Below are 11,885 nucleotides of genomic sequence, written 5' to 3' on the forward strand. Positions count from 1 at the left end.
CCGCGGGGGGGGCCCCCCGCGCCGGGGGCGGCGTCCCCGCCGGGCGCGCCGGGGGGGGCGGCGCCCCGGCCCGGGCCGACCGCGCGGTCGCCGGCGGCGTCCGGGCCGCCGGGTGCCGCCGGCGGGGTCGACCCGACAGGCTGGTGGCGCTGGCCCGGCAGCGACTCGCGCCCGGCACCGGGGAGATCGGCCCGGTCGGGCCGGGAACCGCGCGCGCCCGGCGCCGCGGAGCGCTCGTCCGGCCGCTGGTCGTCCTCGCCCGGCCGGTGCCGCCCGCCCGTCACCATTCGAGCGCTCCGCCGCTCACGCCGGCCGGCGCCGGACCGCCGCTGCCCCGCCGGCCGGCTGCCACGCACGCACCAGCCGTCTTCTTCGGCCGCGCTCTGCTCACCGCATCCTCCCCTCCACCCGACGGAGCCCGCCGGGATGCCTACGGGAAGTAGCGTGATGGCTGCGCCGTGTCACGTCCTGTTCGGCTGCCGCCCGGCGGCGTGTCGCCCCCGGGCGTGTCCCGGCGCATCGGTCGCGGTCGGGCGAATGCGCCCTGCCGCTCGACCCGGGGTGGCCAGATCCGGCCGGCCGGCCGTGTGGCGGACCAACTGGGCGGTCATCGCGGCGACGACGGGGAAGGATGTCCGGCATGACAAGCGGAGTGAACGACGCGACAGCCCGGGCGGCCCGCCGCACCGGCGCCCTGAAGAGCCACCTGCGGGTGGAGGTCGACCGCCAGGGCTCGGTTCCCCTCACGATCGTCGCTCCCGCCGCGGACGATCCGCCGCGCGGCGGCGTGGTCGTCGTGCAGGACGCCCGGGGCATCACGCCCTACCTGGTGTCCGTGTGCGACCGGCTGGCCGACGCCGGCTGGCTGGCCGTCGCCCCGCACCTCTACCACCGCGACGGCATCGACGAGGTGGACCCGGCCGACAGCTGGAAGGCGGCGATCCCGACGATGGGGACGCTCACCGGACCGGGCATCGACACGGACATCGACGCCTCGCTGCGCCACCTCGCCGCCGCCGGGTTCCCCGCGGAGCAGCAGGCGATCATCGGGTTCTGCATGGGCGGCACGGTGGCGCTGCACGCCGCCACCCGCCACCCGCTGGCCGGGGCGATCTCGTTCTACGGCGGCGGCGTCAGCACGTCGGCCTGGCCGGGCGTGCCGCCGCTGGTGGAGGCGGCGCCCTACCTGCGCGGCCCCTGGCTCGGCCTCTACGGCGAGCAGGACACGATGATCACGAACGACGAGATCGCGGCGCTGCGGGTGGCTGCGGCCCGCAGCGGCCGGCCGGCCGATCTCATCAGCTACCCGGACGCCGGGCACGCGTTCCACAGCGACGACCGCGAGGCGGTCTACCGCCCCGTGGCCGCCGCGGACGCCTGGTCGCGGGCCGTGGCGTTCCTCGACGAGAACGTCCGGCCGCGCTGAGAGCCGGCCCCGGCCGCCGCGTGGCGGCCGGGGCGAGCCCGGTCAGGACGCGGCGGTCTCCGCGAGCAGGTCCGCGAGGGTGCTCTCGGCGATCCGCTTGAACTGCCGCCGAGCGCGGGTGCGGTCGAGCATGCCGACCTCCAGGTTCCCGGCCGTGAGGACCCGCTCGCCGTTCTGCGGCATACCGGGCGGCACGCTGACGGTCAGCGCCCGCACGGCGACCCGCAGCGCGTCGGCGAGCGACTGGCCGTCGCGGTGGTGCTCCTTGAGCGACGTGGTGACCTGGTCGGAGGCCCCGCCGATCGCGACGAAGCCCCGCTCGTCGGCGATCGAGCCGTCGAAGGTCAGCCGGTAGATCTGGTCGTCGTCGCTGGTCGGGCCGACCTCCGCGACGACGATCTCGACCTCGTACGGCTTCACGCTCTCGGTGAAGATCGCGCCGAGGGTCTGCGCGTACGCGTTCGCGAGGGCGCGGCTGGTCACGTCACGGCGGTCGTACATGTAGCCGCGGGAGTCCATCAGCCGGATGCCGGCTGTGCGCAGGTTCTCGAACTCGTTGTACTTCCCGACGGCGGCGAACGCGATCCGGTCGTAGATCTCGCTGACCTTGTGCAGGGTCGCCGACGGGTTCTCGGCGACGAAGAGGATCCCGTCCGCGTAGGTGATGACGACGACGCTGCGCCCGCGGGCGATGCCCTTGCGCGCGTACTCGCTCTTGTCGCGGACCTGCTGTTCGGGGCTCGCGTATCCGAACGGCATGGTCACGTCAGCCTCCCGCGCTTGTCGATCGGTCCGCGATGAGGGCGGTCACCACGGGTTCTACCTCGTCGTCGGCCAGGCGGCGGTAGCCGTCCGCGGTCACCACGGCGACGATCGGGTACAGCTTGCGGATCAGGTCCGGACCGCCGGTCGCCGAGTCGTCGTCGGCGGCGTCGTACAGCGCCTCGATGGCGATCCGCACCGCGTCGTCCTGGCTCAGGTCGGCGCGGAAGCGCTTCTTCAACGAGCCCTTGGCGAACACCGACCCGGAGCCGATCGACTCGTAGGTCCGCTCCTCGGACTTCGCCGCGGCGATGTCGTAGGAGAAGATCCGCCCGAGGCCGCTGTCCTCGTCGTACCCGGCGAACAGCGGGACGACGGCGAGGCCCTGCAGGGCCATCGGCAGGTTGCCCTTGACCATCGCCGCCAGCCGGTTGGCCTTGGCGTCGAGGCTCAGGGTCGCGCCCTCGATCTTCTCGTAGTGCTCCAGCTCCACCTGGAACAGCCGGATCAGCTCGGCGCCGACCCCGGCGGTGCCGGCGTAGCCGACGCAGGAGTAGTCGTCGGCGTGGTGCACCTTCTCGACGTCACGCTGGGCGATCATGTGGCCCTGCGTCGCCCGCCGGTCACCGGCCATGATCACACCGCCGGGGAAGGTCACCGCCACGATCGTCGTGCCGTGCGCCACCTCGGTCACCGGCGCCGGCAGCCCCGCGCGGGCTCCCGGCAGCAGGTGCGGCGCCGACTGCGACAGGAACTCGGCGAACGACGATGTTCCCGGCGACATGAACACAGCCGGTAGACGCCCGGCGCCTCCCAGTGGATCAGTCACGCATCCCCCTCTCGGTAGACGTCGAGCGCGGGCGGTGGGGTCCCGGACCTCCGGGTTCCGCGCTCGACGTGCGCTTGTGCACAACATAGGGCCATCACTGCTGGCGACGGCCCGGGGAGGGCGACCGGCCCGGTCACGCCGCGGCGGCCAGCCCCGCGCGACGGGGGCGCCGCGGCCACACCGGTGGCCGCGCCATGGTCGGCGCCGCGCCGGGCAGCCACCCGCCGGCACGGCGTCCGCGCTGGCGCGATGGTCCGCACTGCTGCGAGCACGGCCGCAACCACACACGTCCCGACCAGGGACAATCTATCCGGACCACCGGCCGGCCAGGGGCCCGCGGGGCCAGGACGGCGCCGTCGACACCGACGCCGCCGACCGGGCCACGCGTTCCTTCACCGCCCTGGCGAGCTGGCACCGAGCCGCGACGCTCGATGCTCCCGGACCGCCGAGGCGCCGCCACGATCGACAGGCACCTTCGGCCCGCGGCCCGCGCGCCGGCCCGGCCTCAGCGGGGCCGGTGACCGCGCCGCGCGGTCACTCGCCGCCTTTCTGGACGTAGCCCTTCACGAACTCCTCGGCGTTCTCCTCCAGGACGTCATCGATCTCGTCCAACAACGAGTCGACGTCCTCCGAGAGCTTCTCGTGCCGCTCCTTGAGATCGCTGGCCTCGTTGTCCGCGACCTCGACCTCGTCGGCCTCGTCCGAGCGCCGGTTGGTGTGCTGCTGCCCGCCGCCGCTGTCCTTGCTGGCCATGACGTCCTCCCTCGATCGCCTGGCGCGACACTATCCCGCCCCACCGACACCATCAGTCGGATCGGTGAGAGGTCCACTCCATCACGAACTGGCCGTCTCGTGGCCGCGTCCGCCCAGGGCGCAACCCGCCGGCCGACCGAGGGCCGGCGGGCGGGCGGTTCAGCGGCCGGCGAGGGCGTCCACCAGCTCGGCTGCGGTGGCGCAGCGGTCGAGCAGCTCGCCCACGTGTGCCCGGGTGCCGCGCAGGGGTTCGAGGGTGGGCACGCGCTGCAGCGAGTCCCGGCCGATGTCGAAGATGACCGAGTCCCAGGAGGCCGCGGCGACCTGCTGCGGGTAGCGGGCGAGGCAGCGGCCACGGAAGAACGCCCTGGTGTCCTCCGGTGGCTCGGTCATCGCCCGGGTCACCTCCTCCTCGCTGACGACCAGGTCGAAGCGGCCTCGCTCCACCAGGCGGTTGTAGAGTCCCCGGTCCGGGCGCACGTCGTGGTACTGCAGGTCGACCAGCTCCAGGCGCGGGGAGTTCCAGTCCAGGTTGTCGCGCGAGCGGTAGCCCTCGAGGATCGACAGCTTCGCCACCCAGTCGAGCTCACGCGAGCAGCTCGTCGGGTCGACCTCCAGGCGGCTGAGCACCGACTCCCAGCGGGCGAGGATGTCGGCGGTCTGCGGGTCGACGTCGGAGCCGAACCGGTTCTCGACGTACTTGCGGGCCTGCTCGTAGTACTCCATCTGCAGCTGCACGCCGGTCATCCGCCGGCCGTCGTGCAGCTGCACGAGGTGCTTGAGGGTCGGGTCGTGGGAGATGGCCCGCAGCGCCGCCACCGGGCCGTCCACGGACAGGTCGACGCTGAACCAGCCGTCCTCGATCATCGACAGGACCAGCGAGGTGGTGCCCGCCTTGAGGTAGGTGGCGACCTCGCTCATGTTCGCGTCGCCGATGATCACGTGCAGCCGGCGGTACTTCTCCGGGTCGGCGTGCGGCTCGTCGCGGGTGTTGATGATCGGCCGCTTCAGCGTCGTCTCCAGGCCGACCTCGACCTCGAAGAAGTCGGCCCGCTGGCTGAGCTGGAAGCCCGCCTGGCGGCCGTCGACCCCGATGCCGACCCGGCCCGCGCCGCACACGACCTGGCGGGAGACGAAGAACGGCGTCAGATGGCGCACGATCTCCCCGAACGGGGTGGACCGGGCCATCAGGTAGTTCTCGTGGCAGCCGTACGAGACGCCCTTGTTGTCGGTGTTGTTCTTGTACAGGTGCACGGGCCTGGTGCCGGGCACGCCCAGCGCGCGCCGGGCCGCCTCGGCCATCACCCGCTCGCCGGCCTTGTCCCACAGCACCGCGTCCCGCGGGTTCGTGACCTCGGGGGCGGAGAACTCGGGATGCGCGTGGTCGACGTACAACCGCGCGCCGTTGGTCAGGATGACGTTGGCGAGGCCCAGGTCGTCCTCGTTGGCCGGCGCGGCGGACTCGACCGCCGGTTCACGGGGCAGCTCGAAGCCCCGGGCATCCCGCAAGGGCGACTCCTCCTCGAAGTCCCACCGGGCACGACTGCCCGCGGATGACGTTCGGTTGGCATAGGAGTTCACCACCAACGACGAAGCCAACATCTGGTTGGTGTTCGGCTGACCGGGCACCGACACTCCGTACTCGGTCTCGATCCCCATGATCCGGCGCGCGCTCACTCTGCAAGCGTAGGTGCTGCGCGGGCGGTGGGTTGGCCGGACGTCTCGCTTGTTTGCTCTGGACGGTGTGAACGGGACTCTCCCGGCCTGCGTCGGTCCTGTCCACCGGACCCCACGTCGGCCGACCTCGCCCGAAGGCGCGGGGGTGGCGGACATGCGAAGGCCCGCCCGGTTCGGGCCGCCGCCGGTCTTTCGACCGGGGACGACCACGAACCGCGACGGGCCCGCGCCGGGTGCTTCGGTACAGCTGGTGCCTCGGTACAGCTGGACGTTCGGTGGTGCTAGAGGTACTGACCGGTGTTCGCGACCGTGTCGATGGAGCGGCCGGCCTCGGTGCCCTTCGTCCCGGTGACGAGCGTGCGGATGTAGACGATCCGCTCGCCCTTCTTGCCGGAGATCCGGGCCCAGTCGTCCGGGTTGGTCGTGTTCGGGAGGTCCTCGTTCTCCTTGAACTCGTCCATGCACGCGGCGAACAGGTACTGCATGCGCAGTCCCTTCTTGCCGCCCTCGATGTGCTCCTTGACCGCCATCTTCTTGGCGCGGGCGACGATGTTCTCGATCATCGCGCCCGAGTTGAAGTCCTTGAAGTACAGGACTTCCTTGTCGCCGTTGGCGTAGGTCACCTCGAGGAAGCGGTTCTCCTCGCTCTCCGCGTACATCCGCTCGACGACCCGTTGGATCATGGCCGCGACGGTGGCCTCACGGCTGCCGTCGAACTCGGCCAGATCGTCCGGATACAGCGGCAGGCTGGTCACGACGTACTTGGCGAAGATGTCGCGGGCCGCCTCGGCGTCGGGCCGCTCCACCTTGATCTTGACGTCGAGCCGACCCGGCCGCAGGATCGCCGGATCGATCATGTCCTCGCGGTTGGACGCGCCGATCACGATGACGTTCTCGAGCTCCTCAACGCCGTCGATCTCGCTGAGCAGCTGCGGAACGATCGTGTTCTCCACGTCCGAGGACACGCCCGAGCCACGGGTCCGGAAGATCGAGTCCATCTCGTCGAAGAACACGATCACCGGCATGCCCTCGGAGGCCTTCTCCCGAGCGCGCTGGAACACCAGCCGAATCTGCCGCTCCGTCTCGCCGACGAACTTGTTCAGCAGCTCCGGACCCTTGATGTTGAGGAAGAACGCCCGCCCGCTACCCTGGCCGGTCATCTCCTCGACCTTCTTGGCCAGCGAGTTGGCGACCGCCTTTGCGATCAGCGTCTTGCCACAGCCGGGCGGGCCGTAGAGCAGCACGCCCTTCGGAGGCTTGAGCTGGTGTTCCTTGTACAGCTCCTTGTACAGGAACGGCAGCTCGACCGAGTCCCGGATCGACTCGATCTGGCTCTTGAGGCCGCCGATCTGCTCGTAGCCGATGTCCGGGACCTCCTCGAGGACGAGCTCCTCGACCTCGGACTTCGGAATCCGCTCGAAGGCGTAGCCGGAGCGGGGCTCGATGAGCAGCGAGTCCCCCGCCCGGACCGGCCCGGCCAGCAGTGGCTGGGCCAGCATGACGACCCGCTCCTCGTCGGTGTGGCCGAGCACCAGTGCCCGGTCCCCACCCTCGAGGACCTCCTTGAGCAGGACGATCTCACCCTGCCGTTCGAAGGCGCGCGCCTCGACCACGTTGAGGGCCTCGTTGAGCATGACCTCCTGGCCGGGCTGCAGCGTGCTGACGTCGACGCTCGGCGACACGGTCACGCGGAGCTTTCTGCCCTGAGTGAACACGTCGACGGTGCCGTCGTCATAGTTGAGGACGAAGATCCCGTAGCCGCTGGGCGGCTGCGCGAGTCTGTCGACCTCCTCCTTCAGGGTGACGATCTGGTCGCGCGCCTCCCGCAGGGTCGCGACGAGTCTGTCGTTCTGTCCTGTGACAGCCGACAGCTCGGCCTGTACCTGCGCGAGCCGCTCTTCCAGCACCCTCACCTGCCTGGGAGATTCGGACAACCTTCGCCGCAGCATGGCCACTTCCTCTTCCAGGAAGGCGACCTGCGTCGTGAGCTCGTGTGAATCCTTCTCGTACGCCGACCGCCGTGATTCGGCATCACCTGGACGACCCGTGCTCCCATCGGAGCCAGAGCCCGAACGGGGACCGGACACTGCGCCTCCACCTCCCCCGTGCTGACCGGGACGCACCCACACTACCGTTGTGACCGCCGCTGGCAGGCCGGTCGGGCAAGGACGACCGAGCTTTGCCGTAAACAGCGGGTTACGGTGCCATGGTGACAGAAGATCGGAGCCCTGTGGCAACTCCAGCGAAGCCGGGCGTTTCGGCGAGCCTGCGCGTGCGGGTCGACCAGGACGCCTGCACCGGCGACGGCCTGTGTGTCCAGCTCGCTCCGGGCGTCTTCGAGTTCGACGTCGACGGGCTGGCCTACGTCAAGGACGACAGCGGCGAACTCAAGACCGCGGCCGGAACCTACGTACCCGTTCCCCTGCCGATCGTGGACGCCGTCGTCGACGCGGCCGACGAGTGTCCCGGCAACTGCATCTACGTCGAGCGGCCGGACGGCAGCCTGGCGGCCGGCGGACCGAGCGACTGAGCCCCGGCCGCGCCGCGTCCCCGCGCATCACCCGAACGGGCCGGCAGGGGCGCCGTCGCCGCAGCCTGCCTGCCGTGGCGCCCCGTGCGCCACGATCGTCCCTCTTGGGCGCGCAAATCGGAGGAAACGGGCGGCCCGGCCAGCGCGGACGGTGACCGTGCCCCTCGAGAAGGAGCGCGGGCGACGGGCTAGCTGTCCGACGGGCCGTCGGGCACGGGGGCGACCGGATCGGAGCTGGGCGCGGCGGCGCCCGCGGGTCCGGCACCGAGCACGGCGCTGGCCGGCACGGCGCTGGTGGAGTCGGCGCTGGTGGAGTCGGCGAGGCCGGTCTTGGCCGGGCGGCGGCGGCGCACCGGCGGGGTGACCCCGTCCGCGAGCCGGCGGGCCGTGACCAGGAAACCGGTGTGGCCGACCATGCGATGGCCGGGCCGGACCGCCAGGCCCTCCACATGCCAGTTGCGCATCATCGTCTCCCAGGCCGCGGGCTCGGCGAAGGTGCCGTGCCCGCGCAGGGCCTCCACGACGCGGGAGAGCTGCGTCGTCGTGGCGACGTAGGCGCAGACCACCCCGCCGGGCACCAGGGCGGCGCTGACCGTGTCGAGGACGTCCCAGGGCGCCAGCATGTCGAGGACGACCCGGTCGATGTCGCGCTCGAGCGACTCGATCAGGTCGCCGACGCGGATCGTGTGCGCCGGGTGGGGCCCGCCGAAGAACGTCTCGATGTTGCGCTGGGCGACGGCGGCGAAGTCCTCGCGGCGTTCGTAGGACACCAGCCGGCCGGCATCGCCGATCGCGCGCAGCAGCGAGCAGGACAGCGCGCCCGACCCGACGCCGGCCTCCAGCACCCGGGCTCCGGGGAAGATGTCCGCGTAGGTGATGATCTGCGCGGCGTCCTTGGGGTAGACGACGGTCGCCCCGCGCGGCATCGACAGGACGAAGTCGACGAGCAGGGGGCGCAGCGCGAGGTAGTCCGTGCCGCCGGTGCTGGTGACGACGATGCCCTCGGGCCGGCCGAGCAGCGCGTCGTGCTCCACGGCGCCGCGGTGGGTGTGGAACTGCTTGCCCGGTTCGAGCACGACGGTGTGCAGCCGACCCTTGGGGTCGGTGAGCTGCACCCGGTCGCCCTTGGTGAACGGCCCCCGGCGGTGCGCGGAGCCGGTCGGCCGCGGCACGTACCGCTCGGCGGGGCCGGCGGCGAGCCCGGCGTCGGGCGTGGACTCGACCGTGCTCACCGGTGCGCCACCATGCGCGCGGCGGCGGCCGGGTTGAGCCGGGCGACGAGGTCGACCATGGCCAGCACGCCCACCGGGCGGTCGTGGTCGGTGACCAGATACTCCGAGGCGGTGACGCGCTGGACGGCGGCGAGCAGGTCCTCGCCCTCCAGGTCGGCGTCCAGCACCATGCCGGGCTGGATTGTCCGGCTCACCTCGTCCACGGTCATCCACGGCCTCCGGTGCTCGGGCAGCGCGTCGACCGCCGAGCCGTTCATGATTTTCAGGGGGGTACCGTCGCGTTCCACGACGGCGACGGCGGTGGCGCCGATCGCCTGCGCCCGCCGCAGCGCCTCGGCCAGCGGCACCCCGCCCTCGACGGGCAGGGTGTGGCGCGTGAGTCGCCGGGCGGACAGACCGGGCAGTCGCCCGCGCAGCTGGGCCGAGCGCAACGCCTGCAGGGCCGCGAACGCGAGGAAACCTGCCAGAGCATACGCATAGAGCAGCCCAAGCCCGTCACCGGCGTACACCGAGCCCCAGACCAGCATCCCCGCCGCCACGACGAATCCGCCGTACGCGCCGGCCCGCAACCCGCGCAGCTTGTCCCCGGTCAGCGCCCACCCGGCGGCGGCCACCACCTGGCCGCCGTCCAGCGGCAGGCCGGGGGCCAGGTTGAACACGAACAGCGCGAGGTTGATCATCCCCAGGTCGCGCAGCGCCACCCCGAGCTGGGAGCTGTCCGCGACGGCGAGCAACCCGAGCTGACACGCCCCGGCGAGCAGGCCGTTGGCCGCGGGGCCCAGGAAGGCGATGAGGAACATCCGCCCGCTGGAGCGGGGCTCCGGCTCGAAGGCGGTGAAGCCCGCGAAGCCGTGCAGGGTCACGGAGTGGACGGTGTGGCCGAAGTGCAGGGCAGCCAGGCAGTGGCCGATCTCGTGCGCGAGCAGGGAGAACAGGAAACCCAGCGAGATCACCGAGGCGATCGCCAGGACCTGGCCGTCGGAGGCGTCCGGCAGCCGGTCGCGGATCGACCCGGACAACAGGTACGCGACCAGCAGAGCGAAGATCAACGCCAGCGGTGACACGAAGATCGGCACACCGCGCAGCCGCCCGATCAGCATCCCGGCCGGACGTCCGTCCGCGGGCCGCGGCGCGTCGCCGGGCCCGCCGTGGGCTTCCGGGTGGCCGCCGCGCTGATCCGTCATGAATCCGATGCTACGGTTTGGAACCCGTCCCGTCTGCCGGCGCCGCACGCGCGGCGGGCGGATGCCCTCACGCGGATGCCCTGCCGGTGACCAGGGGCCCGTTCGCCGCCCGCCGTCGGCGCGGGGCCGAGCGACAGGGTTGTCAGTGGTGGGATCTAGGGTCTGGGACGTGACCACGACCCCGCCACCGTCCGGCCCGGCCGGCCAGGAGCCCGCGGCGCCGCGTCCGCTGATCGGGTCGCTGTCGCCGTCGCGGGCCGCCGACTTCGTCAACTGCCCGCTGCGCTACCGGTTCCGGGTCGTCGACCGGCTGCCCGAGCCGCCCAGCCCGGCGGCCAGCCGGGGGACGGTCGTGCACACCGTGCTGGAGAACCTGTTCGACCTGCCGCCGGCGGGGCGCACCCTGGAAGCCGCCGCCACCCTGCTGGAACCGGCCTGGGAGGCGCTGCGGGAGCGGGAGCCGGCGGTGGCGACCCTGTTCGACGGCCCGGCGCAGCTCTCCGCCTGGCTGGACTCGGCGCGGGAGCTGCTCGCCGGGTACTTCGCGCTGGAGGATCCCACCCGGCTGGCCCCGGCGGCCCGGGAGCTCTACGTCGAGCACGTGCTCGACTCGGGGCTGCGGCTGCGCGGCTACGTCGACCGGCTCGACGAGGCGGCGACGGCCGCGGGCCTGGCGCTGCGGGTGGTCGACTACAAGACGGGCCGCTCGCCCGGCCCGGCGTACGAGAGCTCGGCGATGTTCCAGATGCGCTTCTACGCCCTGCTGCTGTGGCGCGTGCGCGGCGTGATTCCCCGCGAGCTGCGGCTCTACTACCTGGGCGACCGCACCTGGCTGCGCGCCGCGCCGGACGAGTCGGACCTGCGGGCCACCGAGCGGCGGATCGAGGCACTGTGGGCGGCGATCGACCGGGCGCACCGCACGGGTGACTGGCGGGCCACCCCGAGCCGGCTGTGCTCGTGGTGTGATCACCAGGCACGCTGCCCGGCCTTCGGTGGCACGCCGCCGCCGTTGCCCGCGCCCCGGCCGGCGGCGGAGGCCGCGCTGGCGGAGCCGGCCCCGGCGGTCTGCGAGGCGGAGGGGTAGGACCGGGACGGCTCGGGACGACGGCGCCAGTCGCGTGCCCGACGCCGCGGCCCGAGATGCCGATCATGTCTCGGTCGTTAGGGATGCGGACGATCAGCGCGGTGCTGTCCGGGACCGCCCCGACGGGCCGAGGTACGAGCGGTGCGGACATCCGCGGGTCGATAGACGTACATACGACGAAGGCACGCCCATCCCGGCCCGCGAGGGTGGTGGGCACGGCACGCACACGCGGCGACGCGCGCGAGGAGGACCTCACATGGCCCGACGGACCGGACCATCCCCTGGGAGGCGGGACGTGGGCACGGGCGGTTCGCCCGGGCGCCGCGGCCGGCCGGCGGGGGCCCGCGGGGGCCCGCGCGCGCCCGGGCCCCCCCCCCCCGCGCCGGGGCGCCGCCGGGGCCCCCGGGG

10 protein-coding genes and 1 pseudogene are annotated in these 11,885 nt (G+C 72.6%); 4 read left to right on the top strand and 7 right to left on the bottom strand.

Annotation, left to right across the window (positions count from 1 at the left end; genetic code table 11):
* Positions 1 to 443: pseudogene (locus MXD60_RS27365) on the top strand (hypothetical protein); the annotation flags it as partial.
* Between the two features lie 197 nt (positions 444 to 640).
* Positions 641 to 1,426: a dienelactone hydrolase family protein gene (locus tag MXD60_RS27370; RefSeq protein ID WP_248822576.1), complete on the top strand. Its 786-nt coding sequence runs from the start codon at positions 641 to 643 to the stop codon at positions 1,424 to 1,426.
* Positions 1,427 to 1,468: 42 nt separating this feature from the next.
* Here the strand turns inward: MXD60_RS27370 and prcA are convergent, their stop codons facing one another.
* The 5 genes from prcA to arc form a co-directional block, all read right to left on the bottom strand.
* Positions 1,469 to 2,191 carry a proteasome subunit alpha gene (gene prcA / locus MXD60_RS27375; RefSeq protein WP_248822577.1) on the bottom strand — a complete coding sequence of 241 codons (723 nt, stop codon included), beginning with the start codon at positions 2,189 to 2,191 and terminating at the stop codon, positions 1,469 to 1,471.
* Position 2,192: 1 nt separating this feature from the next.
* The gene (gene prcB, locus MXD60_RS27380) at positions 2,193 to 3,017 is read right to left on the bottom strand and encodes a proteasome subunit beta (RefSeq protein WP_248822578.1); all 825 of its coding nucleotides are present in this window, start codon (positions 3,015 to 3,017) and stop codon (positions 2,193 to 2,195) included.
* A 534-nt stretch (positions 3,018 to 3,551) separates the two neighbouring features.
* Positions 3,552 to 3,770 (bottom strand): ubiquitin-like protein Pup, encoded by a 219-nt coding sequence (locus MXD60_RS27385; protein ID WP_248822579.1) that lies wholly within the window; start codon positions 3,768 to 3,770, stop codon positions 3,552 to 3,554.
* Positions 3,771 to 3,929: 159 nt separating this feature from the next.
* Entirely contained in the window at positions 3,930 to 5,447 is a 1,518-nt protein-coding gene (dop, locus tag MXD60_RS27390; RefSeq protein ID WP_368861294.1) for a depupylase/deamidase Dop, read from the bottom strand.
* Positions 5,448 to 5,728: 281 nt separating this feature from the next.
* A complete protein-coding gene (gene arc / locus MXD60_RS27395) occupies positions 5,729 to 7,534 on the bottom strand; it encodes a proteasome ATPase (protein WP_248822580.1) in 1,806 nt (601 codons plus the stop codon).
* A gap of 119 nt (positions 7,535 to 7,653) precedes the next feature.
* Between arc and MXD60_RS27400 the strand changes: the two genes are divergently transcribed.
* Complete coding sequence (locus MXD60_RS27400; RefSeq protein ID WP_248822581.1) at positions 7,654 to 7,977, top strand: ferredoxin; 324 nt, start codon at positions 7,654 to 7,656, stop codon at positions 7,975 to 7,977.
* A gap of 188 nt (positions 7,978 to 8,165) precedes the next feature.
* Here the strand turns inward: MXD60_RS27400 and MXD60_RS27405 are convergent, their stop codons facing one another.
* Complete coding sequence (locus tag MXD60_RS27405; RefSeq protein WP_248822585.1) at positions 8,166 to 9,149, bottom strand: tRNA (adenine-N1)-methyltransferase; 984 nt, start codon at positions 9,147 to 9,149, stop codon at positions 8,166 to 8,168.
* A gap of 56 nt (positions 9,150 to 9,205) precedes the next feature.
* The gene (locus tag MXD60_RS27410; protein WP_248822582.1) at positions 9,206 to 10,393 is read right to left on the bottom strand and encodes a zinc metalloprotease; all 1,188 of its coding nucleotides are present in this window, start codon (positions 10,391 to 10,393) and stop codon (positions 9,206 to 9,208) included.
* A gap of 169 nt (positions 10,394 to 10,562) precedes the next feature.
* Here MXD60_RS27410 and MXD60_RS27415 point away from each other — a divergent pair, with 169 nt between their 5' ends.
* Positions 10,563 to 11,477, top strand: a complete 915-nt coding sequence (locus tag MXD60_RS27415) for a RecB family exonuclease (protein WP_248822583.1) — start codon at positions 10,563 to 10,565, stop codon at positions 11,475 to 11,477.
* Positions 11,478 to 11,885: the final 408 nt, after the last annotated feature.

Source organism: Frankia sp. AgB32 (assembly GCF_023243045.1).
GTDB lineage: Bacteria > Actinomycetota > Actinomycetes > Frankiales > Frankiaceae > Frankia.